20 protein-coding genes are annotated in these 26431 nt (G+C 60.6%); 8 read left to right on the forward strand and 12 right to left on the reverse strand.

The window, feature by feature from the left end:
- A complete protein-coding gene (gene hemA, locus NKH52_RS16025; RefSeq protein ID WP_352732140.1) occupies positions 1-1212 on the forward strand; it encodes a 5-aminolevulinate synthase in 1212 nt (403 codons plus the stop codon).
- Between the two features lie 156 nt (positions 1213-1368).
- Here hemA and NKH52_RS16030 read toward each other — a convergent pair whose 3' ends face one another.
- The 5 genes from NKH52_RS16030 to NKH52_RS16050 all read right to left on the reverse strand — a co-directional run bounded on the left by NKH52_RS16030 (position 1369) and on the right by NKH52_RS16050 (position 4495).
- The gene (locus NKH52_RS16030; RefSeq protein WP_352732001.1) at positions 1369-1542 is read right to left on the reverse strand and encodes a hypothetical protein; all 174 of its coding nucleotides are present in this window, start codon (positions 1540-1542) and stop codon (positions 1369-1371) included.
- Positions 1526-2953 carry a mercuric reductase gene (locus NKH52_RS16035; RefSeq protein ID WP_352731999.1) on the reverse strand — a complete coding sequence of 476 codons (1428 nt, stop codon included), beginning with the start codon at positions 2951-2953 and terminating at the stop codon, positions 1526-1528. Before NKH52_RS16035 ends, NKH52_RS16030 begins: the two co-directional genes overlap by 17 nt.
- Positions 2940-3308: a molybdopterin-binding protein gene (locus NKH52_RS16040; RefSeq protein ID WP_352731996.1), complete on the reverse strand. Its 369-nt coding sequence runs from the start codon at positions 3306-3308 to the stop codon at positions 2940-2942. The genes NKH52_RS16035 and NKH52_RS16040 overlap by 14 nt, the downstream gene beginning before the upstream one ends.
- An 87-nt stretch (positions 3309-3395) precedes the next feature.
- Entirely contained in the window at positions 3396-4061 is a 666-nt protein-coding gene (locus NKH52_RS16045) for a molybdopterin-dependent oxidoreductase (RefSeq protein WP_352731994.1), read from the reverse strand.
- A gap of 5 nt (positions 4062-4066) precedes the next feature.
- The gene (locus NKH52_RS16050; RefSeq protein ID WP_352731992.1) at positions 4067-4495 is read right to left on the reverse strand and encodes a YidH family protein; all 429 of its coding nucleotides are present in this window, start codon (positions 4493-4495) and stop codon (positions 4067-4069) included.
- Between the two features lie 506 nt (positions 4496-5001).
- On the opposite strand from NKH52_RS16050, the gene NKH52_RS16055 reads away from it, so the two are divergent.
- Positions 5002-10578, forward strand: coding sequence for a trifunctional serine/threonine-protein kinase/ATP-binding protein/sensor histidine kinase (locus tag NKH52_RS16055; protein ID WP_502908034.1), 5577 nt, complete (start codon positions 5002-5004; stop codon positions 10576-10578).
- A gap of 262 nt (positions 10579-10840) precedes the next feature.
- Here NKH52_RS16055 and NKH52_RS16060 read toward each other — a convergent pair whose 3' ends face one another.
- The 7 genes from NKH52_RS16060 to tetH form a co-directional block, all read right to left on the reverse strand.
- Entirely contained in the window at positions 10841-11785 is a 945-nt protein-coding gene (locus NKH52_RS16060) for a DUF6963 family protein (protein ID WP_352731987.1), read from the reverse strand.
- A 2-nt stretch (positions 11786-11787) separates the two neighbouring features.
- Positions 11788-12675, reverse strand: coding sequence for a carbohydrate ABC transporter permease (locus NKH52_RS16065; protein ID WP_352731984.1), 888 nt, complete (start codon positions 12673-12675; stop codon positions 11788-11790).
- Complete coding sequence (locus tag NKH52_RS16070) at positions 12672-13541, reverse strand: carbohydrate ABC transporter permease (protein ID WP_352731982.1); 870 nt, start codon at positions 13539-13541, stop codon at positions 12672-12674. The genes NKH52_RS16065 and NKH52_RS16070 overlap by 4 nt, the downstream gene beginning before the upstream one ends.
- Before the next feature lie 92 nt (positions 13542-13633).
- Positions 13634-14743 carry an ABC transporter ATP-binding protein gene (locus tag NKH52_RS16075; RefSeq protein ID WP_352731979.1) on the reverse strand — a complete coding sequence of 370 codons (1110 nt, stop codon included), beginning with the start codon at positions 14741-14743 and terminating at the stop codon, positions 13634-13636.
- 15 nt (positions 14744-14758) lie between these two features.
- Positions 14759-16162, reverse strand: a complete 1404-nt coding sequence (locus tag NKH52_RS16080) for an ABC transporter substrate-binding protein (protein ID WP_352731978.1) — start codon at positions 16160-16162, stop codon at positions 14759-14761.
- Positions 16163-16475: 313 nt separating this feature from the next.
- Complete coding sequence (locus tag NKH52_RS16085) at positions 16476-18344, reverse strand: potassium transporter Kup (protein WP_352731975.1); 1869 nt, start codon at positions 18342-18344, stop codon at positions 16476-16478.
- Positions 18345-18441: 97 nt separating this feature from the next.
- Positions 18442-19242, reverse strand: coding sequence for a thiosulfate dehydrogenase (tetH, locus tag NKH52_RS16090; protein ID WP_352731973.1), 801 nt, complete (start codon positions 19240-19242; stop codon positions 18442-18444).
- 536 nt (positions 19243-19778) lie between these two features.
- Between tetH and NKH52_RS16095 the strand changes: the two genes are divergently transcribed.
- The 6 genes from NKH52_RS16095 (at position 19779) to cyoD (ending at position 26363) form a co-directional block, all read left to right on the forward strand.
- Positions 19779-21005, forward strand: a complete 1227-nt coding sequence (locus NKH52_RS16095; RefSeq protein ID WP_352731971.1) for a cupin domain-containing protein — start codon at positions 19779-19781, stop codon at positions 21003-21005.
- Positions 21006-21091: 86 nt separating this feature from the next.
- Positions 21092-22006, forward strand: a complete 915-nt coding sequence (locus NKH52_RS16100) for a hypothetical protein (protein ID WP_352731969.1) — start codon at positions 21092-21094, stop codon at positions 22004-22006.
- A gap of 341 nt (positions 22007-22347) precedes the next feature.
- On the forward strand, positions 22348-23292 hold the full coding sequence (gene cyoA, locus NKH52_RS16105; protein ID WP_352731967.1) for a ubiquinol oxidase subunit II: 945 nt from the start codon (positions 22348-22350) through the stop codon (positions 23290-23292).
- A 1-nt stretch (position 23293) separates the two neighbouring features.
- Positions 23294-25297, forward strand: coding sequence for a cytochrome o ubiquinol oxidase subunit I (gene cyoB, locus NKH52_RS16110; protein ID WP_352731965.1), 2004 nt, complete (start codon positions 23294-23296; stop codon positions 25295-25297).
- Positions 25294-25965 carry a cytochrome (ubi)quinol oxidase subunit III gene (locus NKH52_RS16115; protein WP_352731963.1) on the forward strand — a complete coding sequence of 224 codons (672 nt, stop codon included), beginning with the start codon at positions 25294-25296 and terminating at the stop codon, positions 25963-25965. The genes cyoB and NKH52_RS16115 overlap by 4 nt, the downstream gene beginning before the upstream one ends.
- The gene (cyoD, locus tag NKH52_RS16120) at positions 25962-26363 is read left to right on the forward strand and encodes a cytochrome o ubiquinol oxidase subunit IV (RefSeq protein WP_352731961.1); all 402 of its coding nucleotides are present in this window, start codon (positions 25962-25964) and stop codon (positions 26361-26363) included. The genes NKH52_RS16115 and cyoD overlap by 4 nt, the downstream gene beginning before the upstream one ends.
- Positions 26364-26431 lie beyond the last annotated feature (68 nt).

The raw sequence follows: 26431 nt of genomic DNA on the forward strand, positions 1-26431 counted from the left end.
ATGAACTACGAGGGCTTCTTCCGGCAGCAGCTGCATGATCTCCATATGGAGGGCAACTACCGGGTGTTCTGCGATCTCGAACGCCACGCAGGGAATTTCCCGCGCGCGACCCGTTTCAACGGCCAGGTCCAGTCAACGGTGACGGTCTGGTGCTCAAACGACTATCTCGGGATGGGGCAGCATCCGTCCGTGCTGGCGGCGATGCACGAGGCGGTCGACCGGTGCGGCGCTGGCGCCGGCGGCACCCGCAACATCTCGGGAACCAGCCACTACCATGTGTTGCTGGAGCGGGAACTGGCTGATCTGCACGCCAAGGAAGCGGCCCTGCTGTTTACCTCCGGCTACGTGTCGAACTGGGCGGCGCTCAGTACGCTTTCGTCCCGACTGCCGGGCTGCGTCGTCCTCTCCGACGAGAGCAATCATGCCTCGATGATCGAGGGCATCCGGCACAGCCGGGTGGAAAAGCGGATCTGGCGCCACAACGATCCGGAGGATTTGAACCGCAAGCTGGCGGCGTTGGATCCCGGACGGCCGAAGCTGGTGGCGTTCGAGTCGGTCTATTCGATGGACGGCGATATCGCCCCGATCGCGGAACTCTGTGATGTCGCGGACGCGCACGGCGCCATGACCTATCTCGACGAGGTCCATGCCGTCGGGCTCTATGGTCCGCGCGGCGGCGGAATCGCCGAACGCGAAGGGCTCAGCCATCGCCTGACTGTGATCGAGGCGACGCTTGCCAAGGGTTTCGGTGTGGTGGGCGGCTATATCACCGGCAGCACAGCGCTGTGCGATTTCGTGCGGAGCTTCTCGTCGGGCTTTATCTTTACCAGCGCGCTGCCCCCGTCGGTCGCGGCGGCTGCGCTCGCGAGCATCCGGCATTTGAAGACGAGCGACAGCGAGCGCCAGCAACACCAGACGGTGGTCGCCTCGCTTCGCAAGCGATTGGACGCGGCTGGATTGCCCCACATGACCAATCCCAGCCATATTGTCCCACTGATGGTCGGCGACCCCGTGCTGTGCAAGCAAGTCAGCGACGTTCTGCTCAACGACTACGGAATCTACGTGCAGCCGATCAACTATCCAACGGTGCCGCGCGGCACCGAGCGGCTGCGCATCACGCCGTCACCGCTGCATACCGCACAGGATATCGACCATCTGGTACATGCGCTCTCGGCAATCTGGTCGGAGCTCCAGCTCAAACGCGCGGCATGAGCTCCGGAATCGGCCACTAGAGCGCGCAGTAGCTGGGGAACCAAAATGCGAACTCGGCGCTGACGTCAACCCGTTCATGCCGCACCTTTATGCCGTCCTGGCCGAGAAGGAGCGCCATATGATCTCGGAACGGATCAAGGCGCCGGCTGATGTGGATCAGCGCGTCGCGATATAACCAACAAATCCGGCCGCGGCCCTTGTCAGTGGCTGCGTCCAGCGCCGCTTGCGGCCAGTTCGTATGACACCAGGAGACTGCTGCAGCGAGAAGACCGAAGGCTGTCCATACTTTTCGAAGCGCAGGGCTTCATGGCCATCATTGGCGTTCTCCATGCAATTTTCCGGACACTTCCTGCATGGCCGGAACGCCGGCCAACAGGACACTGAGGCCTTCGGCCATCGTCGGGTGAGTCAATATCGCATCGCGTAGTCCAGTGTACGCAAGGCCGGCCAGCATGGCGCTCTGCACGGCTGCGATAACCTCTCCGGCGCCGGCGCCGAGCATCGTGAAGCCAAGAATGCGATCGCTATGCGCGTCGATGAGCGCCTTCATGAAACCACGCGTCTCGCCGGTGGTCCGGGCTCGAAGAACGGAGTTCATGGAGAGGCGCGCCACTCGGATTGCAATACCGCGGCGCTTCGCCTCTGCCTCGCCGAACCCAACCCGCCCCAGTTCGGGATCGATGAACATGCAGTAGGGGATCAGTCGATCGCGAGTCGTCCGCGAACCTCCCGCCAGATTGTCGCGCACGACCCGGAAGTCGTCGAATGCCACATGGGTGAACTGCGGGCTCCCGGCACACTCGCCCATCGCCCAAACTGCGGGCGCCGTCGTCTCCAGGCGCTCGTTCACCTTGACGTAGCCCCGCAGGTCCAATTCGACTCCAGCGCTCTCGAGACCGATGGCGCGCGTATTAGGCGTGCGTCCTGCAGCGACGAGCAGATCGCTTCCGTCGATCTCTCGTTCGCCGACCGGCGTGCGCAGCCGAACTTTTACTTGGACACCAGATCGACCGCTTACGGCCTCGATCGCAGCATTCAGCACCACGTCAATGCCGTCATCCGCAAAAATTCCGCGGACGGAATCGGCGACGTCGGGGTCCTCTCGGGCGATGAGCTGCGGGGCTTGTTCAATCACGGTTACTCGGCTGCCGAAGCGCCGAAAAGCCTGTGCCATCTCGAGGCCGACATAGCCGCCGCCGAGCACGATCAGATGCGCGGGAAGTCGATCGAGATCAAGCGCCTCGACGTGAGTCAGCGGAGCAGCGTCGGCCAGCCCGGGAATATCGGGGACGGCTGCGCGCGTGCCGAGATCAAGAAAGGCGCGCTCGCCCTCAAGATGCCGTATCCCACCCTGAGTCTGCCGGACTTCGATAGTCCTGGGCGCAACGAAACGACCCTCGCCGAGAATGAATTCGAGGCCGTCAGCCGCAAACCGCGCCTTGTGGATCGCGATCAATCCATCGACCAATTCACGTTTGCGTTGTTGCACGCCGGCCATGTTGAAGGTCCAGGGACCAATGTGCAATCCGAAAGTTTCGGCATGGCGAACGAGTTCCACAACCTTCGCGCTATGAATCACGTTCTTGCTGGGCAAGCAGGCAATGTTGGGACATGAACCACCGATCAGTCCCTTTTCGACCACGGCGACGCGTTGCCCCAATCGCGCCAACTCCCAAGCGATGTACTTGCCGGCCTCTCCACCGCCCAACACGACATTCTGGAAGCGCTCAAGACTGCTCATCGGAATCGTCCACGAATACTTCAATCGGGAGAGGGTGATTGATCACATAGACACCGTAGTTCCGGTCGTGCTCGTTGGGTTGGAACACGCCGCTCGCGTCCCTGGCGCGGGCCAGCAGCGTATATTGCCCCGGTTTTTTCGGTGTAAGCCAATCGAATTTCCAACGTCGCCACGCATGCCGCAGCACAGGATCCACGAACTGCGCCTCGGCCCAGGTTCGGCCACCATCGGTGCTCACTGCGATGTCGGCCACATCGGTCTCGCCTGTCCATGCAGCACCGGAAATTGTGTAGATCCGGTTCGGGACCAGCGTTTCGTAAACACGCGGTCGTGCGATCTCGGACTTGAGCTGCATTTCGCCCAACGGCCGCCGCACGGGCTTCCCGTCCATCGAAGCCCAGTAGGCATAATCCGACGTCTGCCAGTAACCGTGAAACGGCTCTCATACGGCCTGGATGCGCGTCAGCCACTTGACTGAAGCCATTCCATAATGACCGGGTACAATTGCGCGCACCGGATACCCGTGGTCCGGCGGCAGATCACGACCGTTCATCTGGTAGGCAATCAGGACTTCCGGTTGAACTGCTTTGGCTCGTGGCAAGCTCCAGGCGTAGGAAATCGGATCCGGGGGCAGGGGCTCTTCCTTGGGTGTTCCGCAATCCGCCCCTTCGAACAGGATCTCGCAAACATCTTCCTCCATGCCGGCACGCTCCAGCAATGCTCGCAAGGGCACACCGGTCCATTCGGCATTGCTGACCGCACCGAGTTCCCATTGTGCTCCTTGCGCCTGCGGGACGAGAAAGACCCGGCTATTGCCCGCGCATTCCAAAGTCGCGATCCGGGTCTCGCACGGCATGTTTCGCAACTCGTCGTAGCTCAATGTGAATGGATGCCTGACAGCACCATCGACGCGTAGTTGATAAGAGGCGCCGTCCAGGGCTGGTGTCCGAAAATGACTTCGTATGTAGAACAGCTCCGTCGGGGTGAGGTACGAGTCAATCCTATCGAAGGGAGCCTCCAGATTCTTTGGCTCCTTTTGTCGGATTGTGAGACCGGCCGAAAAGGACAGACCCGTATTGTCGACGTAGTGCTTTTTTGAACCGTCCATTATCCTCACCTTATAGACTGCTGATCAGGCGTGCAGTGCTTCCGGCGGCAGCCCTGAGCCAACGTCAGGTGAATCGTCATGGCAATCCCAAGCAACGCCAGGAAGAGAGCCACAATCACGCCTCGCCTGGATAGGGAGCGGTTCGCGAATTGACCGCTGCTCATTTCATCAACCAATCGAACATAACGCCATGCGAAGAGATTCACGACTGCGCTGATCGCGACAAGCGCCGTTCCGAACCAAAGTGAGGGCCCGTGCGGGGCCACGCCCGACGCGGATTGTGTGATGTGGGGCTGCTCGGCAAGCAGCTCGAAATGCGCCACCACGAGCCCGAAACCCATCAAAGCGATGCCGGTGCGAATCCAGGCGAGAAACGTTCGCTCTTGCCCGAGATAAACCCGCAGGTCAGTCACAGGCTTCGACGTGATATCCATTTCGCCTCCAGACGATTCGCAGGCACGCGTCGCAGGTCATCGGGGCAGGACGCGCCGCTCCTGGCAATGTACTCGGCATACCGGAAATGACTTGGGCTCCATTGCTCTCATCGTGCCGGTTTTGCCTCTTAAGCGGCCGCTTTAGATTCCCGACTCTCGAGAGATGGGTCGCCGTTTCGACCCGCGCGCCCAAGAGGCGGCGTGCACCAACCTATTGCCGATGCCGATACGACCGCTTCGATTCCCAAGGGACCGTGACAGGCGGGGATCCTGCCGACGATCGGGCAACACCCGTCAATCGGTTGCCGTCCACCAACTGTGTGAAGACTGATGGCTGCGAAAGGCCTGGTGCACGGCAAGGGAAGACGCCCCAAAGAGGTGAGCACCCTCTGCACTGACCGGGCACGGATCAGCCGGCATATCCGCATGCTCGTCCAGGCAGATCAACAAGCAGCTATCGCCTGGCTTGCTGATTGCCTGTCTCTCTGAATGTGTTAGTTTTCCCGATGCACGGCGACAACGAGCCTGTCAGCGGAGCGCTGCAGTTGGAATCGCTTCGGTTAGGCGTTGAGGGAGACGACGTCCCCCAGCTATGGGAGGATGGCGAACGCCTCTTCCGACGGCGTTGGCGCTTGGATGCTGACGGCAACCGCAGCGCAGTTCTGGCCGTGCAATTCGCCGCGGCGCATCCGCCACCGGCCAGTCTCGCTCGGCTCGTCCACGAATATGGGTTGAGGGACGAACTGGATAGCTCGTGGGCGGTGAAGCCGCTGGGGCTTGGGTCCGAGCGCGAGCGCAGCATACTGGTGCTCGAGGATCCCGGGGGCGAGCCGCTCGACCGCCTGCTCGGCATTCCAATGGAGGTGGGAGGCTTCCTGGCCCTCGCCATCGGCATTGCCGTGGCGGTGGGCAAGCTCCACCAACGCGGCCTCATCCATAGGGATATCAAGCCGGCCAATATCGTGGTGAACTGCGCGGACGAACAGGTGCGGCTCACCGGATTCGGCCTCGCCTCTCGTCTGCAGCGCGAACGCCAATCGGTCGGGCCTCCGGAAACCATTGCCGGCACGCTTGCCTATATGGCGCCTGAGCAGACCGGTCGGATGAATCGCTCGGTCGATTCCCGCAGTGACCTCTACTCACTTGGCGCGACGCTTTACCAGATTCTGACCAGCCATCTCCTGTTTGACGCAGCCGATCCGATGGAGTGGGTCCACTGCCACATAGCAAGCAAGCCAGTGCCCCCCGGCAAGCGGCGCAAGGAGATCCCTGGCGCCATCTCCGCAGTCATTATGAAGCTGCTCGCCAAGACCCCCGAGGACCGCTATCAAAGCGCGGTTGGCCTGGAGATCGACCTCCGGCACTGCCTTGCTGCCTGGGAGGCCGAGCGCCGGATCGATGCCTTCCCGTTGGGCGAACACGACACGCCAGGCCGCCTTCTCATTCCCGAGAAACTCTATGGGAGAGTGGATGAGGTCGATGCCTTGCTCGCCGCCTTCGATCGCATCGTCAAGGGCGGCGCGCCTGAGTTGGTGCTGGTTTCCGGATATTCAGGCATCGGCAAATCCTCGCTCGTCAATGAACTGCACAGGGTATTGGTACAGCCGCGTGGGCTCTTCGCATCAGGGAAGTTCGATCAGTACAAACGCGACATCCCCTACTCGACGCTGGTGCAGGCTTTTCAGAACATTGTGCGACCTCTTCTCGCCAAGAGCGACACCGAGTTGGCGGGTTGGCGCGATGCCCTTCTGGAGGCGCTTGGGCCGAACGGACGGCTGATGGTCGATCTGATCCCCGAACTGAAGTTCATCATCGGCGAACAGCCGCCCGTCCCGGAGCTTGAGCCGCAACAGGCACAAAAACGCTTTCAGCTCGTGTTTCGGCGACTTATCGGTGTCTTCGCAAGACCTGAACATCCGCTGGCACTCTTTCTCGATGATTTGCAATGGCTCGATGCTGCGACGTTGGATTTGCTCGAGGATCTGCTGACCAGGCCGGATGTCCGGCACTTGATGCTGATCGGCGCCTACCGGGACAATGAAGTGGATTTCGCCCACCCACTTATGCGGACGCTCGAAGCCATCCGCAAAGCTGGCGCGATAGTGCAGAATATTGTTCTTGCACCACTGGTGCGCGAAGACCTGGAGCAGTTGATTGCGGATTCAATCCGCTGCGAATTCGAACACTCCGCCCCATTGGCCCAACTGGTGCACGAGAAAACGAGTGGCAACCCATTCTTTGCCATTCAGTTCATGACAACCTTGGCCGAAGATGGATTGCTCACGTTCGATCAGAGCAAAGCGCGGTGGTGTTGGGACCTCGATCGCATTCATGCCAGGGGTTACACCGACAATGTGGTTGATCTCATGGTCGGCAAGTTGCATCGGCTGCCCGTCGAAAGCCGGAACGCTTTGCAACAGCTTGCCTGCATAGGAAATAGCGCGGAATTCGGGTTGCTCGGGATGTTGTACCGGGGCTCGACGGAGAATATGCACGGCGACCTTTGGGAAGCGGTCCGGACGGACCTTGTGTTCCGTTCGGAGGCTGCCTACAGGTTCGTTCATGACCGCGTCCAGGAAGCCGCCTATTCATTGATTCCTGAAGACTCGCGCGCGGCTGCCCATCTGCGGATCGGCAGGCTGCTGGCGGCGAACACGCCGCCGGTCAAGCGAGAGGAGGCGATCTTCGAGATCGTCAATCAGCTGAATCGCGGTGCCGCACTGATCAACTCCAAGGACGAGCGCGAGCGGCTTGCCGAGCTCAATCTGATCGCGGGCAAGCGCGCGAAGGCGTCTACCGCGTATGCCTCGGCTCTCATTTATCTCGCCGGCGGTGCGGCGCTGCTGGCGGAAGACTCGTGGACGCGCCTGCCCGAACTCACCTTCGCGCTCGAGTTGAACCGAGCCGAATGCGAGTTCCAGACCGGAGCGCTGACGCACGCCGAGCAGCGACTGACGGCTCTGTCGGCCCGCGCCGCGACGACGGTCGAACGCGCCAGCATCACTTGCCTGCTGGCTGATCTGTACACGAGCCTCGACCAGGGCAGCCGCGCGGCCGCTGTCAGTCTCGACTACCTGCGATATCTGGGTGGGGAGTGGCCGCGGCATCCCACAGCGGAGGACGTACACCGCGAGTACCAGCGGATCTGGTCGACGCTTGCAGACCGCCAGATCGAGGCGCTCGCGGATTTGCCTTTGATGAGCGACCCGGCATCTCTCGCTACGATCGATGTTCTGACCAGACTTTCGGCGCCCGCTTGGTACATGGATGCGAACCTGGCCTCCCTGATCATCTGTCGAATTGTCAATCTCAGCCTCGAGGGCGGCAACAGTGCGGGCTCGTGCTACGCTTACGTGGTGCTTGGCCTGGTCGCCGGATGGCGCTTCGGCGACTACAAGGCCGGGTTTCGATTCGGCCGGCTGGGCTGTGACCTTGTGGAACAGCACGGGCTGAAGGATTTTCAGGCCAGGGCCTACGTGATCTTCGGAAGCGTTGTCCTGCCGTGGACGAGACATGTCCGCACTGGCCGCGATCTGGTACGTCGCGCGTTCGACGCGGCCAGCAAGATCGGCGACCTCACTTTTGCCGGGTACTGCTGCAACCACCTGAACACCAACCTTCTGGCTGCAGGCGATCCGCTCGATGAGGTCCAGGCGGAAGCCGAGCGTGGTCTCGCCTTTACACAGAAGATCCGGTTCGGTCTTGCCCTTGATGCCATCGTCGCGCAGCTCGGGCTTGTCCGGACCCTTCGTGGCTTGACGCCGAAGTTCGGCTGCTTTGACGAGGACCAGGTTTCCGAGCTTGAGATGGAGCGCCGCTTCTCCGCCAACCCGGATCTGAAGGGGCCTGAAAGCATGTACTGGCCCCGCAAGCTGCAAGCGCGCTTCTTTGCAGGCGACTATGCGGCTGGCCTCGAGGCGGCGGAGCGGATGCGACGGGTCATCTCGTCGACACCGTCGCACTTCGAAACGGCGGAGTGTGAATTCTACGGTGCTCTCGTCCAGGCGGCATCCTGGGATTCCGCAGCGGCCAGCGAGCGCCGGCAGCATGCCGAAGCTCTCGGCGCGCACCACCGACAGCTTGAAATCTGGGCTGAGCACTGCCCGGAGAATTTTGAGAATCGCGCCGCGCTGGTCGGCGCCGAGATCGCTCGCATAGAGGGCCGCGATGCCGACGCGATGCGCCTCTATGAACAGGCCATCTCCTCGGCTCGCTCAAACGGCTTCGTTCACAACGAGGCGATCGCCTATGAGCGCGCTTCCGCCTTCTATCGGGCGCGTGGCTTTGACCAGTTCGCCGAACTCTACCTGCGCAACGCCCGCTACAGCTATCTGCGCTGGGGAGCCCATGGCAAGGTGCGGCAGCTCGATGAATTGTATCCGCGCCTCAGAACGGAAGAGCCGGCACCTGCCCCCACGAGCACCATCGGCGCGGCGCCGGTCGAACACCTCGACCTGGCGACCGTGATCAAGGTGTCGCAAACAGTGTCGGGCGAGATGGTTTTCGAGAAACTGCTCGACACGCTCATGCGCACCGCCATCGCGCATGCGGGTGCCGAGCGCGGCCTGCTCGTTGATGCGCGCGGGGCTGAACCAAGGACCGCAGCGGAAGCCACGACCAGCGGCAACACCGTTCTGGTGCAGCTGCGCGACGATCCCGTAGCCGCGGACGTGCTCCCGGAATCGGTTCTGCACTATGTCCTTCGCACCGGGGAGAACGTAACTGTCGAGGATGCCATGGTCCACCCCGATTTTGCGGCGGATCCCTATGTCCGTCAGCGCCACGCGCGGTCCATTCTTTGCCTCCCCTTGGTCACCCAGGCCAAGCTGATAGGCGTACTCTACCTCGAGAACAACCTGGCTCCCCGCGTCTTCGCGCCCGGTCGCATCGCGGTGCTGAAGCTACTCGCCGCGCAGGCTGCAATCTCGCTTGAGAACAGCCGTTTGTACCGTGATCTGGCGGAGCGCGAGGCGAAGATCCGGCACCTTGTCGACGCCAACATCATCGGCATCTACGTCGCGGATTTCGAAGGTCAGATTCTTGAGGCCAATGGCGCATTTCTCCGCATCGTGGGATGCGATCGCGAGGATCTCGTCGCAGGTCGCCTGCACCGCGACGACCTGACGCCACCGGAATGGCGCGACCGTACTGCGCAGGCGCTGTCCGAGCTGAAGACGACCGGAACAATCCAACCCTATGAGAAGGAATACTTCCGTAAAGACGGCAGCCGCGTCCCAATCCTACTCGGCGCGGCAGCCTTCGATGAAACCGAGTACCAGGGTGTCACATTCGTGCTCGACTTGACCGAGCGCAAGCGGGCGGAAGCCGAGGCGCGCGAGAGCGAGCGCCGCTACCGCGAGGTGCAGATGGAGCTGGCGCACGCGAACCGCGTCGCAACCATGGGCGAGCTGACGGCCTCGATCGCCCATGATGTGAACCAGCCCATCGCCGCGACAGTCATCAACGCTCAGACGGGGCTGCGCATTCTCGCTGGCCAGACGCCGGATCTGGAGGAGGTGCGCCAAGTGCTCGCCAGCATCGTTAAGGATGGCAATCGAGCGGGAGAGGTCATCGGCCGGATCCGTGCCCTGATCAAGAGGGCGCCGGCACGGAACGATCGCCTGGAGATCAACGAAACGATCCTTGAGGTTGTCGCGCTGACCCATGCCGAAATTGTGAAGAATGGTGTTGCAGTGCAGACGGAACTCGCGGATGGCCTGCCGCCCATTCAAGGAGATCGGGTCGAACTGCAGCAGGTGATCTTGAACTTGATCATCAACGCCGTCGAGGCAATGAGCAACGCCGGCGAGGGGGCCCGGGAATTGCTGATCAGCACCGGGCAAGCCGAGTTGGGCGGTGTGCTCGTCTCCGTGCGCGATTCGGGTCCAGGGTTGGCTCCATCGAAGATCGAGCGCCTCTTCCAGGCCTTCTACACAACGAAGCCAAGCGGTTTGGGCCTGGGGCTGTCGATCTGCCGTTCTATCATCGAAGAGCGCGGCGGACGATTGTGGGCAAGCGCAAACGCGCCCCACGGCGCCATCTTTCAATTCACGTTGCCTGCCCTTCCAGATATTGCAGCGTGACTGAAACGCTCGGGACTTTCGCTTGCCGATTGCTGCCGTCTTTATTATAGGTCGCCAGTTGCAACAATGCCGCGCGACCGCGGAGGATCATCCTCGAGCGACCCCTTTCCAACCCACTAAGCTGCCCGCCTAAAATAACAGCCGATCGAGCCTTTCCATCCCGATGGAAAGTCTGGAAGGGATCTAATTTGTTGTTTGACCATGATCTTATCCAAAAACCGGTTCCCACTTTCGGGATCATGGTCCTAGCCCGCAAGTCTATTCAGCCGTTCCGATAGCCGAATGAAATGAATTTTTTGCCGCCCATTGAAGCAAGCTTACCGTCCTGAAAGGTGATTATCGTCTCCAACATAGTATGACCGATGAGCTTGCCAGCCTTGTAGACCGGCGATCCGAGATAGATGCCTGTGCAGATCCGCCGGCCGGTGAGGACTTCGAGCTCGTTTGTGGTTACGTGGGTCGCTACGCCATTCGCGTCACAGTAGATTGCCGTTGCCCTGCCGGCGATCACAGGTATACCGGCGTCGACCGTGATCTGCCCGTCCGGCTTCAACATTGGCATTGCCAGCATGGTATCGAGTGCGATCTCGGTGACCAGCCCAGCAAGGGCCGTACGCGGTCGGATCGCATTGTAGAAAACGACTACGGAAGCACCTTCCCTTGACGCACGCGCCTCGGCAAGATCGGGGCGGCGAAGGACACGCGCCGAGTTGCGTCCATAAACCTGCCCATTGCGGTCAATGGCGATCAGGCCGGCGTCGACCTCGGGATTGCGATCCATGACGGTATCCACGGCCACCTGTGCCGGCTGCCCTCCTTTCATCAGGTCGAGAACCTGCTGATTGACCGCGATCCCGTCAACCCCGCTCGCTATCGGCATGCGATGGCCGGTAACGAGGCCAGCCAGAGGGTCGGCACTCAGGAACTTCTCAGGCTCCGGCCTGTCCGGGCCACTGGAGATGACGGCGGCGCGGGTGGCGGCCGCAACCTGCGGCGGCGGGTCGGTACCGGTGATCTCACCCTCGATGAAGAGCGTCGACGTGCCGCCGCGCTGGGTTTCGTGGCGCAGGAGCTTTCCATCCACGGTGATCGCAGCGAAAGTCGCGAAGCCGCCGATGCTGCCGCTGCCAACGCGCTCGACCGCGCGCAAGCTGCGATAGATGGCCAAGCCAGCATTTGGCCCGCAGGCGGCGATACCGATGGTCATTTTCAGTTGCCTTCTAACGTCATTGGATCGGCGACGTTGAGCCGGGTGATGTAACGCTGGACTAGCAAAGCAAGGATGAGCGGCGGGATTGTGGAAAGGACGCTGCCTGCAGCGAACAGCGTCATGCCGAGATTGGCACCTCCGCTCGGCATGGTTGGCGAAAATGCGAGCAGGGCGGGAGATAACGTCTGCTTCGCCGTACCCCCAGTGAGAACGACTGCGAACAGCAGCTCGTTCCAGGCGGTCAGGAATGCGATCACAAAGGCGGCCGCAATTCCAGGCAACGCCATTGGAATGGTAATATGCCAAAGCGCCCGCAGGCGACCGCAGCCGTCGATGCGGGCAGCGCGTTCGATTTCGATCGGCAAGCTCGCAAAATAGCCCATCAACACCCAGGTCAACAGGGGCACGACCGCTGTCAGGTAGGTGACGATCAGGCCGAGATAGGTGCCGACGAGGTGAAGGGCTGAAAGGATCACGAAATAAGGGATGAGGACCGCGATGGGCGGTAGCAGCCGGACGGAGAGCAGTGCAAAGAGGAGCGTGTTCTTGAAGGGGAAGCGATAGCGGCCGAATCCATAGCCGCCGATGATCGCCATGGCGGTTCCGATAACCCCCACCGGGATCGCGACGATGGCACTGTTGAGGAACCCGCTCGCGACCGCCTCCGGCTGTCCGCCGAAAACATCATTGATCGTTGCGATCCCCATGATGGCCTCGTAATTGGCGAAGCCCATTCCACTCGGCCATTGTAACAAGCCGCCGTTGACAAGCGCATTGAATGGCATCAGCGAAGCCCACACCAGCGCGAGGATAGGGATAAATGTCCATGCGATCACCAGCGCTATGCTGACCCAAAGGATTGCATGCTCGCCAGCGGTTTTTCTCATGACAACATCGCCTCTCCTGGGGTCGGCATTCCGGATCGTGCTTCCTCGCCCGCCACGGCGTCAGCAATTCTTGCCCGTGGGCGGCGCATCAGGACGAAGAAATAGAGCGTGGTGATGATCATCCCGACCGCAACCAGGATATAGCTGGCGGCAGCTGCAAGTCCGTAGCGGGAGAACTCGAAGGTGTAACGGAAGATCAGCATTGGAAAGGTCTGCGAGGCGGTGCCAGGGCCGCCGCGGGTCATGGCGAAGAGCAGGTCGAAGCTGCGGAATGCTTCCACCGTGACCGCCACGAGGACGACCATCACGGTTGGGCGCAGATGCGGCAGCGTAACGTGAATGAAACGCTTGAACGCAGATGCGCGATCGATCCGAGCCGCCTGATAGAGGCTGTCGGGCACCGTCTGCAAGGCCGCGAGAAAGAAGAAGGCGCCGAGCGGCGTAATATGCCAGACAAAGGCAATTGCCACCCAGTAAAGAGCGGTCGTCTCGTTGACCCAGGCATGGTTGGCCTTCACCAGTCCAAGCGAGTGCATGACGCCGGTCAGCGCACCGAATGTTGGATTGTTGATAAAAATCCACGCCGTCGCTGTCACCACTTCGGAGATCGCCCAAGGAAGCAGGATAGCGGCACGCAAGAAACGGCGCCCCGGGAAATCCTCGTTGAGGACAAGGGCAATGCCGAGTCCGAGAGGGAGCGAGGCGCAGGCCACTACGGCCGTGAATTTGAGGCTCAGCAGCATCGCGGCGATTGCCTCAGAGCTGGTGAGGATTTGCCAATAGTGGTTGAATCCAATGAATTCCTGTGTGCGCAGGATCACGTCGCGATCGTGGAAGCTGATCCATCCGGCGTAGATGAGCGGCAAGATGAAGATGACGGCATTGAACAGGACCAGGCTGGCGACGATCCTGAGGGCGAAGCGCGAATCGGATTGCGCAAGCGATTTCAAGCTGCGGCTTACCATCGTAGATCGTTCGGAAAGATACGGTCACCGGTGCTGTCGAACAGATAGATGTCTGTCGGCGAGGTGTTTAGCGAGATCGCGTCGCCGACCCGGAAACGCGTGTCGGGACGGGCCCTGACTTTGATGAGTTCGGCGCTTTCGCCGCCATAGGTAACGTGAAGAAACTGATCCGAGCCAAGCGGCTCGATGGCGTAGACCCTTCCCATTCCATGCAGAGGCAGACCGCGGGGTTCAATCGACAATCCTTCTGGCCGTATACCAAGCGTGAGCATCCCCGGACGCGCCTGCGCCGCCGGGGTCATGCCGGCTTCGAACGGCATGGTGATACCCGATCCCTGGAACGCAAGACTACCCGCGCACTCAACCCACTGTCCGGCGATCAGATTCATGCTCGGACTGCCGATGAATCGCGCTACGCCAATATTGGCGGGCAGTTGGTAGACCTCGTCCGGAGTCCCATATTGCAGAAGCTTGCCGCTGTCCATGATCGCAATCCGATCGGCCAATGTGAGTGCCTCGACCTGATCATGAGTGACATAGATGAAGGTCGAGTCGAGCCGTTCGTGAAGCTTCTTGATTTCGACGCGCATTTCGCCGCGCAGCTTGGCGTCGAGCGCCGATAGCGGTTCGTCGAACAGGAAGACGAGGGGGTCGCGCACCGCGGCGCGGCCAAGGGCCACACGCTGTCGCTGGCCCCCCGAAAGCTCATGCGGGCGTCGGTTGAGCAATTCGCCGATGCGCAACAGTTTCGCCGCGGCGCGCACGCGCTCATCGATCTCTGTTCGACCAATCCTGGCCATGCGCAGCGGAAAGGCAATGTTTTCGTACACCGTCTTGTACGGGTAAAGCGCGATGTTCTGGAAAACCATCGCAACATTGCGCTTCTCGGGCGGGACGTTTTCGATCGCACGGCCGTCGAAGAGGATATGGCCGCTCGTCGGTGTATCCACTCCGGCAATCAGGTTCAGGGTCGTGGTCTTGCCACAGCCCGACGGCCCCAGCAGCACAACGAATTCCTTGTCGGCGACCTCGAGGTCAAGCGAATCGATCGCGGTCGTCTCGCGATAGCGACGGCAAAGTTGTTGGAGAGCCACTGCCGTCATACGCTGGGCAAGGGGTTATTGTTTGGCATATTTGGATCGGAGGGTTTCCCAGCTTTCCTTGCTGGCGAGCACAACATCCTTCGGACTCGCTGTACCCTTCAGGAGCAGTTCATCCTCTATCATTTGCTGCATCCCGACCTCCCATTCCTGGTGCCAGCCGGCCTTGAGCTGGTTGCCGGCGATGGCCTTCTCCCTGCCTTCAAACAGCCATTTGTAGTTCTCGTTGGCCAGCGGGGGATACATCCACTTCGTTATCGCCTGCTTTACCTGCGGATCGTCGTAGACTTCGGGGAAGGGCACTTGCAAATTGGCCAGGGTCGCCCAGGCCTTGTGCATCCGCAACTTGTGGTTCTTGTCACGCCAGCTGAATGATTTCATGAAGTCAAAGGCAGCCTTGAGCTCGGCGTCCGTGCGCGGCGAGTTGCTCATGACATGCAGGGCATGGCCGACCAGCGTGGTCCCGTGTGTCGAGCCGGGCATAACGGGGTTCATGTTGAAGTACGGCGCAAAGTCGCTGTTCTTCGGGTCGGAATAGGCGAAGCTGTTGTAGTCCGATTGGTAGTGGAAGGCATGCAGCCCCTTCATCCATGAACTGGCCATCTGGGGCTCCTGCCAGGTCAGGATGGCTCGCGGCACGAGGTCCTCATCCCACCACCGTTTCCAATCCGAGAGAACCTTCAGGATCGGAGTATCGAGGCCGAACGTCGCCTTCATGTCATCGTCAACCAGCCGTTCCCCTTCCGAGGCGCAGTGAGCATAGAGTGCCCATGGGGTGCCGGTCCAGGACTTGAACCAGGTCGGCAGGATAGGGTTTTCGACGATACCCTTCTTCTTGAGATCGACGGCCTGCTTGTAGATATCGTCCCAGGTCTGCGGATAGTCGCTGGGGTTGGCTGTCGCGTCGTAACCACCCGATGAGAGAACCTTTTCATTGCGGAACAAGCAATAAGGCCCGCCATTGTAGTAGGTCAGGCCGATGCGCTTGTGGTCCGGCCACGACAGGGCGTCGGCGCCGATACCCGGGAACTCCTCTTTTTTTATCTTGTCGAGGTCCGGCATGTCGTCGATCGGTCGAATCCACTGGGCGGCGAACCAACGGGATGCCTGCCCGCGCTGAGCGCGGAACAGATCGAGACGCGTGCCAGAGACAAGCTTGGTCTCCATAACTGCGGCGTAGTCGCCCGAAGTCGGCTGGAGATTGACCTTGATCCCGTATTGCTCGGTAAAGAGCCGGGCATTTTCCGCGATGATCTCGTCACCAAACGGCCAGAAAGTGTAATTGAGTTCAATATCATCGGCCGCCGCTGGAAAAGGAGTGAGGCCGGTGGTGCTCGCGACCGCCAAGCCGCCGAAGGACAGGTTCCGGATGAATTTCCGTCGGTTGAGGCACGCGTCGTGAGAGGCTATACTGCTACTCATCTGATGATCTCCTCCGCTATATCTGGTGTCAGGCGTCTATTCGCTGGCGACGAACCTCGCGTCCCTCCCTTTGTCTCGCATCTCCTGATCGCCTCTTTTCACCCTGAATCAGTGTCCTCCAGCCATGACGCTGCGTCAATCGTTGGAGCTAAAAGGCGTATCCGGCTGGCCCCTTGCAGGTTTGGTCGGAGCTGGCCAGGGCAACACCCGCCGCTGTCGGTCATCACGGGCTCGACCTTGACGCCCACGGTTCAGCAGTACCCCCGGCCGGGTCCTGTAGGCGAGGTGAATTCAATCCGCCACGTACGCACGGTCAAACTGGAATTTGCCGGCCAATTTCAACAAGCCGGTCGTTGGGCACTTTCAGATAATCGCTCATACGCGCCGAGTTGCGACTCATGGCAGCGAATGGCTCCCTTTGCCATGATGGCAGGCCTCGACCATCCTCGCGGGGGACAATGCTCGTGCGGCCGACGTAGTAGGTGACGTCGGTCAGATCGATTGCGCAGTCCGCCGTCATGCAGGATGCAAGAAGCTTTGGAACATCCGGTATTTCCATGAAACCATACCTGGCTTCGACAATCCAAAAATTGGGGACTTCCTGCATGATGGTGAAGCGATCTGCTTCTGCAACCCGTGGCACGGATAGAATAGACCAGCGCAGTACGAGCACGCGTTCTTGCAGGGCGCGATTAAGTTGCACATGCCAGAGCATGACGGGTGGCACACCTTTGGCGGAAAGCGTCAAGAATACCGCTGTGCCAGGCACGCGCGCCACTGTACCGGATTGTAATTCCGCAAGGAACCTGTCGGTCGGAATCAGCGTTTTCTGGACGCTGTTGTGCAAGGCTGTCGTACCCCGGTGCCAGATCCACATGATTGCATAGACCGCTATCGCCATCGCAAGGGGTACATAACCGCCCTGGAAAAACTTGGTCATGTTGGCTGCAAGGAATGCGTTGTCGACGATCAAAAACAGTCCGGCAACGGCGCCGGCAGTAACGAGGCTCCACTGCCAGATCTCGCGCATGGCAATGAACAACAGAACGGAGGTCATCAGCATTGTCATTGACACGGCAATGCCATAGGCAGCGGCGAGATTGTCGGATTTGCCGAAGGCTATGGTAAGGGTCACGGTGGCAATCATCAGCAACCAATTCACTGCGCCGACATAGATCTGGCCAAAACCTTCAGCCGATGTCTGTCTGACGTTGAAGCGCGGCATCCACCCGAGCTGAATTGCCTGGCGTGTCATGGAAAAGGCACCAGTGATGATCGATTGGCTGGCAATGATCGTCGCGACGGTTGCCAGGACAATCAGAGGCGTCAGCAGCGCCGGCGGGCAGAGACTATAGAAAATACTGCCGTCGGTTGGCGAGCCATTCAAAACAATGGCGGCTTGGCCGATATAGTTGAGGACGAGGCTTGGAAAAACCACGAAGTTCCAGGCGAGCCGGATCGGCACAGGACCAAAATGGCCCATATCAGCGTAAAGCGCCTCGGCACCCGTTACGCAAAGAAACACGCCGCCAAGAACGAGGAAGCCAGCCAATCCATTTGAAGCGAGATACTCCAGCCCGCGGTAGGGGTTGATTGCCACGACAACGCCTGGATACTGCAAGATGCCGTAGACACCCATGGCGGCCATCACGCCAAACCAGATCAGCATGACCGGTCCAAAGCTCTTGCCAATCCGGGTTGTTCCCAGCGGCTGAAGGGCGAACAAGGCGACCAAGATGGCAACCGCGCCATAAAGCACCCATGGCGTCAGGCCAGGCGTGACGTGTTCAACGCCTTCAAGCGCCGAGAGAACCGAAATGGCTGGCGTGATCGCACCGTCACCGTAGATCAGCGCTGCGCCAAACAGGCCGGCTGCGACGATGACAGGGCGGTTCTGCTTCTTCACGCCGAGCAACGACATCAAAGCCAGGATGCCGCCTTCACCAACGTTGTCGACGCGCATAGCGAAATTGACGTATTTGACGGTGGTAATGATGATGAGTGTCCACAGGATCAAGGAAACCGACCCCAGGATGGCCATTGCGTCGGGCTTGCCACCGGTCAGGGCAAGGACGGTCTTGAACGTATAAAGCGGGCTGGTTCCGATATCACCGAAAACGATGCCCAGAGCCGCAAGACCGAGTACTGGGATGCCAGCTTTGGCGGTGACTTTTTCGGACAACCGAGATCCCTTCCAGATCGTGTTCCTTCATCAACCCCTGTGCCCAGAGGTATTTCGTGATTGCCTTCGATCGGCGCCCTTGCCGCTTGTGAATGCGTCAGGCGGAATTTGCGTAGTGGAAGCCGCCCCGCTGCAGCTCCGGAATGGTGCCGACCATGCCAGGGGTGAGCACCGCACCGTCAATCAGCTGATTGGTCAGTTCGGCCGCCAGCGCCTCGTGGGACAGTTTGTCAGGGTTCGTCCCGCCGGCAATCAGCTTTGCCGCAAGCTCCCATATCGCGTTATGGCAGGCGAGGAAGACCACGCCGCGTCGCTGCAGCGCCGGGATGGAGTTGTTGTTCGGAGAGAACACGCCTTGGGGGTTCTCGTAGTCATTCTGGTCGGCGGCGGCACCCGTCTGTTCCCCGATCAGCGTGTTGCTCTGGAACTTGCCGTCCGTCAGCTTCGCAAGCTGGTATTTCTCCCATATCGTTTGCCCGAACAACGCCAGATGCGCGGTGCCGTGCGTCCCCGAGACGATGAGGAAATCCGGATGCTTGAACGACCAGACCTGCGAGTTCAGCGCATTGCGCATAAGGTTCAGCCACGGGCTTGCGAGCTCGGTGTTGTCCCAGACCTGCCCTGACGCGCCACCGTAGGCGATCACCTCAGACAGGGCAGTGTCATCCCATTGCGCCGGATCGTACAGGATCATCGGCACCATCTTGAAGTATCGGCGCCGTGGTATCCTGCTCAGGCGAGCGGAGAGTTCCTTCATCGAACTTGCTCCGCGCGGCAACAGGGATGCCCCGGCTGCGCTCTCCATCCCACCACCGACCCCGGCCAGGCCGGCCGCACCGCCCACAATACCGATTCCCATCATGGCGAGCGCGAGGCGACGTCCAGGTTCAATGTCCATGGCGTTTCCTCTTGGAGACCGTCTCCACCCGCCGTCGCCCTCGGGTTGCACTTGTGATGCTGCCCTCATCCAACGGCGGATAAATCAGTGATCTGCTTCGCATTGTCAGCTCATGTGAATGAAGTGCCGCCCCTCTTTTTACTGTGGTGAGCGCGCTACCAATTTTTCACAACGAGCCGGTCCTGACTTTTTCAAAATTGCGGCGAACAGCTGAGTTCTGCGGCAATGCACTGAACGCGCCAAGACCGCTGCTTCGCGGCTCTCGCGGGCCGGATGTCGGCAGAGGAAGCAAGGAAGGCCTTTACGGGGCTCCGCCCGTATCGCCCGCTTGCTCGACGACATGGCACTGCCGATGGGCGGCGAATCGTGCAGTTTCGTCAAAGGACGTGTCAACACGAAAGAACTCATCGGCACCGATCGATACCGTGAGCTGTGTGACAGGGACCCACGCTCATTCGGTTCATTCTCGCGAGCCGGTTCATAGTGGCCAGCCAATTTACACCGTCGAAAGTCCGCCACATCAGGAGTGAAACAACATGGGTATCGCCTTCAACAAGCTGTCGCGTCGAAGCATGCTGGTCGGGACCGCGGCCGGCGGGCTGCTCACGGCAACGACACTTGCCCAGGCGCAGAAAGGTGACCCGATGGCCAACGGCCGCGGCGGCACCAACCCCGGTCCGAAGAATCCTGCCCGGATTGACCAGAACCCGGACTTGATGGTCCCTCCGACCACCGACAGTGGCACGCTGCCGAACCTGCGGTTCTCGTTCGACGATGCCCATATGCGACTGACGGCGGGCGGCTGGACCCGGCAGGTCACGGTGCGCGAACTCGGCATCTCCACGACCATCGCCGGCGTGAACATGCGTCTGAATGCCGGCAGCGTGCGTGAGATGCATTGGCACAAGGCGGCCGAGTGGGCCTACATGCTCTCCGGCACAGCGCGCATCACAGCGGTCGATGCCAATGGCCGCAATTTCGTCAACGACGTCGGCGTTGGCGATTTATGGTATTTCCCGCCGGGCATTCCGCACTCGATCCAGGGCCTTGATCCGGACGGGACGGAGTTCTTGCTGGTGTTCGATGATGGTGGTTTCGATGAGGACGACACCTTCCTGTTGAGCGACTTCATAAAACACACGCCGCCGGAGGTGCTCGCCAAGAATTTCGGCGTTCCAGCTTCGAGCTTTGCCAACGTTCCAGATCCCAGCCAGATGTACATCTTTCCAGCGCCGGTTCCGGGGCCGCTCAGTGCGGACAAGATCGCAGGCGCGGTCGAAGTGCCGCAGAGCTTCAGCCATCGCATGATGGCGCAGACTCCGATCAAGATGAAACACGGAACGGTGCGGATCACCGACAGCAAGGTGTTTCCGGTTTCCAAGACCATCGCGGCGGTGCTCGTGGAGGTCGAGCCGGGCGGAATGCGTGAACTGCATTGGCATCCGAACGCGGACGAATGGCAGTACTATATCTCGGGTCAGGCCCGCATGGGCGTGTTCGGGGCGTCTGGCCAGGCCCGCACATTCGATTTCCAGGCCAACGATGTCGGCTACATACCCTTTGGCATGGGGCTCTACATCGAGAACACGGGCGACACAACGCTGCGGTTCCTGGAGATTTTCAAGAGCGACTACTTCGCCGACGTCTCGCTCAATCAATGGCTGGCTCTCACGCCGCCGGAGTTGGTCCGCGTGAGTTTGCACGCCGACGCGCAGCTTTTGAACGCTTTCAACAAGGTGAAGTCGCCTGTGGTGCCGGTCTGAATTTCCACCGGAAAAAGGCAGGGCATGACAGGGCGTCATGACTGCCGCTCGCACCCAATCCATCTGACCGGGTTGGAATTGGGTGCATGGAAATGGAGGACGCTGCAATGGTTAAACCTGCGTGGCAAATTGCCTTGCCCGGCTTCATGCTTGTGTTTGCGGCATGTTCGGAAGCATCGGCGGCTTATGTCGATGACCGCTTCTTCCCCTCGACCTTGGCAACCGTCGTTCCGACTCCGGCCGACTTCCTCAATTTCCCCCACTTTGTGACGCTGCCTGAGACGGCCGGCACACGCGAGTACGACTTTCTCTTCACCTACAGCAAGCTTATCACCAACGACTGGTCGGTGTTTTTCACGGAGACCTTCCGGACCCTCGATGGGGCAAACGGGAGCACGGTTTCGGGCTTCGAAAATCTGGTGCTTGGCACCCAGTATCAGCTCTATACCAATCCCGAGCATCAGTTCGTCTTCACGGTCGGTGGTACGGCGTCGTTGGGCGGCACCGGATCGTCGGATGTGGCTCCCTCGTATTCCACACTGACGCCAACCATTTACGTGGGCAAGGGCCTAGGCGACCTGCCGGATTCGGTGTCGTGGCTTCAGCCGATCAATCTGACCGCCAACCTCGGCGTCGCGCTGCCGACGGAAAAGACGACAGCCGCCGGCGCGACCATCCCTGACGTCCTGAATTGGAGCTTCGCGGTGGAATACACCATGCTCAAGGACAACTATACGTCGACTGGTCACCGCTATCCCACGGGGTGGGTTCCGCTGGTGGAAGTCGCGCTGACGACCCCGCTCGACGGGCCGGACGCCGGGTTCACCACCGGGACCATCAATCCGGGCGTCATCTGGGTGGGAAAGCAATTCCAGTTCGGGCTGGAGGGGATCGTGCCGATCAACTCGCGCTCGGGTGAGGGCCTTGGCGTCCGCGCCCAGATCCACTTCTACCTCGGCAATATCTTTCCCAACAGCATCGGCAAGCCAATCTTCGACTGAAAAACACGGCGAAGCCGCTCTGCCTATATATGTCGGTGGAGCGCCTTCGCTGCCCGCAAACAGGTTCTCGGCACATGAAGAGGACGGGAGATGCGGCAGAGATCGCGCGGATCGACCAGGCAGGATTGGTTAGCTTCGATCGCCATTTGGGCCGACCGTTTTTGCCGCTGATCCCTCCGAGTCTCCAACTTGCCGCAACCTTCGGTCCGCGATCATGCTCCAGCGCAAATCAGCACCAATCGCCGCAAATCCGGCAAAGCCTCCGCCCCGCTCCACGAGTAGCGTCGCTACGTTGATGAGCCCACGCAACCTGCCGGGCTCACAATGGTGAGGAGCGCGCCGTGACCAAACCAGACGGACTGCGAGACGGCAAAGGGTCTTCGCGTCGACGATCGACGATCGCCAAGGTTGCGCTTTGCGCTGGCGTCGTGGCGCCGATCGTCCTGACGGCATGTCAGCCGGCCGTCCTCGACCCGAAAGGGGTGGTCGGGATTGCGGACAAGACGATCCTGATCGATTCGCTTGCGATCATGCTGGCCATCGTGGTGCCGACCATCGCCGCGACCTTTGCCTTCGCCTGGTGGTATCGAGCTTCCAACACCAAAGCGACATACCTGCCGGATTGGGAGTATTCGGGCCGCATCGAATTCATCGTCTGGGCCATTCCGATCCTTGTGATCATGCTCCTGGGCGGCGTGGCGTGGATCGGATCGCACGACCTCGATCCCGCGAAACCGCTGGCATCGAACACACCGCCGCTGGAGGTCCAGGCCGTTTCTCTGGATTGGAAATGGCTTTTCATCTACCCGAACCAGCGTGTCGCGAGCGTCAACCAGCTTGTGGTCCCCGCCGGCACACCCATCCATTTCTCGCTGACGTCGGCAAGCGTGATGAACGCGTTCTTCGTACCGCAGCTCGGCAGCATGATCTACACGATGAATGGCATGACAACGCAGCTGAACCTGCGCGCGGACGCACCAGGCACCTTCCGCGGCCTTTCGAGCCACTATAGCGGCGATGGTTTCTCGGACATGCATTTCGACGTGCGGGCGGTGCCGGCGGAGCAGTTCTCTGCCTGGATCGATGCGACGCGCAGCACGGGGCCAAGCCTCGACGCCGAGAGCTACGCGGCCTTGGCCAGGCAAAGCGTGAACGCCACTCCTTTCACCTTCGGTGAGGCCGATCCTGACCTCTTCGAGCAGATCGTCACGCAGCAACTGCCACCTGGACCTGGCCCGCAGACCGGCCGGCCCAACCCGAGCGTATCTCCCCGGACGGAGCACTAGCATGTTGGGCAAACTCAGTTGGGCTGCCATTCCCTTCGACCAGCCGATCCCCCTGGTCACGGCCGCCCTGGTGGGCGTGATGATCATCGGCGTCCTCGCGTGGGTTACGCTGAAGGGTTGGTTGCCATACCTCTGGCGCGAGTGGATCACCAGCGTCGATCACAAGCGGATCGGGATCATGTACATCCTGCTCGCGATGGTCATGCTGCTGCGCGGCTTCGCCGATGCGATCATGATGCGGTCGCAACAGGCACTGGCTTTCCACTCCGAAGGCTACCTGCCGCCCGAGCACTACAACCAGATATTCTCGGCCCACGGCACGCTGATGATCTTCTTCGTCGCCATGCCCTTCGTGATCGGGTTGATGAATTTCGTCATGCCGCTGCAGCTTGGGATCCGTGACGTGGCGTTCCCGACGCTCAATTCGGTCAGCTTCTGGCTGACCGCCACCGGCGCTTTGCTCGTCAATATCTCGCTGGTGGTGGGCGAGTTCGCGCGCACCGGGTGGCTGCCCTATCCGCCGCTGTCGGAGCTGGCCTACTCGCCCGGCGTCGGCGTCGACTACTATCTTTGGTCGCTTCAGATCTCGGGGGTGGGGACATTGCTGACCGGTGTCAACTTCGTCACGACGATTCTGAAAATTCGTGCCCCCGGCATGACCTTGATGCGGATGCCGATGTTCTGCTGGACGACGCTCGCCTCCAACCTGCTCATCGTCGCGGCATTTCCCATCCTTACGGCGACCTTGGCGATGCTGCTGCTGGATCGCTATCTGGGCTTCCACTTCTTCACCAACGAAGCCGGCGGCAACGTGATGATGTTCATGAACCTGATCTGGGCGTGGGGACATCCAGAGGTTTACATCCTGATCCTGCCCGCCTTCGGCATATTTTCGGAAGTGATCTCGACCTTCTCCGGCAAGCCGCTGTTCGGCTACCGGTCGATGGTCATGGCGACGATGGCCATTTGCGTACTTTCCTTCACAGTGTGGTTGCACCACTTCTTCACCATGGGGGCCGGCGCCGACGTCAACGCGATTTTCGGTATCGCTTCGATGATCATCGCGGTGCCCACAGGCGTGAAGGTCTTCAACTGGCTCTTCACGATGTATGGTGGCCGGGTCGTCTATCCCCCACCGATGTTGTGGTCGATCGGCTTCATGGTCACATTCGTCATCGGCGGGATGACCGGTGTCCTGATGGCGGTGCCACCGGCGGACTTCGTCCTTCACAACAGCCTTTTCCTTGTGGCTCATTTCCACAACGTCATCATCGGAGGCGTGCTCTTCGGCGCCTTCGCCGGCTACACCTACTGGTTTCCGAAAGCCTTCGGCTTCCGGCTGCACGAAGGACTCGGCAAGGCCTCGTTCTGGTGCTGGATCGTCGGCTTCTACGTCGCCTTCATGCCGCTTTATGTCGTGGGCCTCATGGGTATGACGCGCCGCATGCAGCACTACGATGTCCCCGAATGGCGTCCCTGGCTGCTGCTCGCTGCTGGCGGCGCGGTCATCATCCTGGCCGGCATAATCCTGCAGATGGCGCAACTCGTCGTCAGCATTCGCCGGCGTGAGGACCTTCGCGACGAGACCGGCGATCCCTGGAATGGACGCTCCCTCGAATGGGCGACATCTTCGCCGCCGCCAGCCTTCAACTTTGCGGTCATTCCGCACGTCGATGGCGAGGACGCATACTGGAGCACCAAGCAGCACGCGCGCCAAGAGGGCAGGTTGAGCTTAGAGCCCGCCTATACGGATATCGAGATGCCCAGAAACAGCCCGACAGGCTTCATCAGCGCCTTCTTCGCCACCTTCATGGGATTCGCGCTGATCTGGCACATCTGGTGGATCGTGGCCCTGGCGGCATTGGGCGCGTTCGCAACCTTCGTTGTCTTCGCCTGGCGCGATGAAGTCGAGTATGTGATTCCGGCTGAGGCGGTCGCGCGCGTCGATCGGGCCAACCGAAGCGCGCGCGGCGAAACGCTCGCCCTGTTGGGGACGGCGTCATGAGCGCGTTCGACGCGACTGTCGGCCAGGACCTCCCGAACCGTGTCGGGCGGCATCGGAGCTCGTCGGGTCTCCAACCCAATGCGGGGCATTCGGCGGGTGCGCTAGAGTCGAAACGCATCATCGCAGGCTACGGCTTCTGGATTTTCCTGCTGAGCGACATCGTCATGTTCTCAGCCTTCTTCGCCGCCTACGCGGTGCTGGTCGATGCGACGGCCGGCGGGCCGAGCGGGCAGACGCTGTTCAACGTGGGCAATGTCGGCATCGAGACGGCCTGCCTTCTTCTGTCAAGCTTCACCTGCGGCCTCGCAAGCATAGGCGCCCGGACGCACAACGGATTCTGGTTCTACGGCGCGATGGCCGCGACCTTCATATTGGGGGCTACATTCGTTGGCATCGAAATCCGCGAGTTCACGGGCATGATTGCGCTCGGCGCAGGCCCAACGCGAAGCGCGTTCCTCTCGACCTTCTTTACACTGGTCGGCTGCCATGGCCTGCATGTGACCATCGGCTTGCTGTGGCTGCTTACGATGATGGCGCAGGTGTTCGCCAAGGGATACCGGCCCGACATTCTCAGGCGCATGCTTTGCTTCAGCCTGTTCTGGCATGCCCTGGATATCATTTGGGTCGGATTGTTCACGATGGTGTATTTGATGGGAGTCGCGCAATGAGCCACATCGAACAGGAAAAAGGCCCCGACTACGAGGACATCGCGCCGGGGGACGAGCACCTCGACGGATACGAGGGTTCCGAAGATGTCGGGACTTACCTGATCGGGTTAGGGCTTGCGACGCTGCTCACCCTGGTGTCTTTCTTTATCGCGCGCACCACGCTGGTTTGGGAGCCGAGCATCCCTATCGCACTGGCCGTTCTCGCGATCGCGCAGATGGGCGTTCACCTCGTCTTTTTCCTCCACATCACCACCGGCCCCGACAACGTCAACAACGTCCTGGCGCTTGCCTTTGGTGTGCTGATCGTTCTGCTGGTCATCGTCGGTTCGCTCTGGATCATGGGACATATGAACCACAACATGATGCCCATGGATCAGATCATGCAGATGCAAAGCTGACCGCGGGCGAGGCGGTCGGGATCCATCGCGACAAGCCACAGGATGCCGCGGCGTTGCCGTGCGTCGTG

This window comes from Mesorhizobium sp. M1066 (genome assembly GCF_040318635.1).
GTDB lineage: Bacteria > Pseudomonadota > Alphaproteobacteria > Rhizobiales > Rhizobiaceae > Mesorhizobium.

Excerpts from the sequence above, each read along its gene's own strand:
- hemA (WP_352732140.1), top strand. The coding sequence starts at position 1 with ATGAACTACGAGGGCTTCTTCCGGCAGCAGCTGCATGATCTCCATATG.
- NKH52_RS16030 (WP_352732001.1), bottom strand. The coding sequence starts at position 1,542 with ATGGAGAACGCCAATGATGGCCATGAAGCCCTGCGCTTCGAAAAGTAT.
- NKH52_RS16035 (WP_352731999.1), bottom strand. The coding sequence starts at position 2,953 with ATGAGCAGTCTTGAGCGCTTCCAGAATGTCGTGTTGGGCGGTGGAGAG.
- NKH52_RS16040 (WP_352731996.1), bottom strand. The coding sequence starts at position 3,308 with ATGCAGCTCAAGTCCGAGATCGCACGACCGCGTGTTTACGAAACGCTG.
- NKH52_RS16045 (WP_352731994.1), bottom strand. The coding sequence starts at position 4,061 with ATGGACGGTTCAAAAAAGCACTACGTCGACAATACGGGTCTGTCCTTT.
- NKH52_RS16050 (WP_352731992.1), bottom strand. The coding sequence starts at position 4,495 with ATGGATATCACGTCGAAGCCTGTGACTGACCTGCGGGTTTATCTCGGG.
- NKH52_RS16055 (WP_502908034.1), top strand. The coding sequence starts at position 5,002 with ATGCACGGCGACAACGAGCCTGTCAGCGGAGCGCTGCAGTTGGAATCG.
- NKH52_RS16060 (WP_352731987.1), bottom strand. The coding sequence starts at position 11,785 with ATGACCATCGGTATCGCCGCCTGCGGGCCAAATGCTGGCTTGGCCATC.
- NKH52_RS16065 (WP_352731984.1), bottom strand. The coding sequence starts at position 12,675 with ATGAGAAAAACCGCTGGCGAGCATGCAATCCTTTGGGTCAGCATAGCG.
- NKH52_RS16075 (WP_352731979.1), bottom strand. The coding sequence starts at position 14,743 with ATGACGGCAGTGGCTCTCCAACAACTTTGCCGTCGCTATCGCGAGACG.
- NKH52_RS16080 (WP_352731978.1), bottom strand. The coding sequence starts at position 16,162 with ATGAGTAGCAGTATAGCCTCTCACGACGCGTGCCTCAACCGACGGAAA.
- tetH (WP_352731973.1), bottom strand. The coding sequence starts at position 19,242 with ATGGACATTGAACCTGGACGTCGCCTCGCGCTCGCCATGATGGGAATC.
- NKH52_RS16095 (WP_352731971.1), top strand. The coding sequence starts at position 19,779 with ATGGGTATCGCCTTCAACAAGCTGTCGCGTCGAAGCATGCTGGTCGGG.
- NKH52_RS16100 (WP_352731969.1), top strand. The coding sequence starts at position 21,092 with ATGGAAATGGAGGACGCTGCAATGGTTAAACCTGCGTGGCAAATTGCC.
- cyoB (WP_352731965.1), top strand. The coding sequence starts at position 23,294 with ATGTTGGGCAAACTCAGTTGGGCTGCCATTCCCTTCGACCAGCCGATC.
- NKH52_RS16115 (WP_352731963.1), top strand. The coding sequence starts at position 25,294 with ATGAGCGCGTTCGACGCGACTGTCGGCCAGGACCTCCCGAACCGTGTC.
- cyoD (WP_352731961.1), top strand. The coding sequence starts at position 25,962 with ATGAGCCACATCGAACAGGAAAAAGGCCCCGACTACGAGGACATCGCG.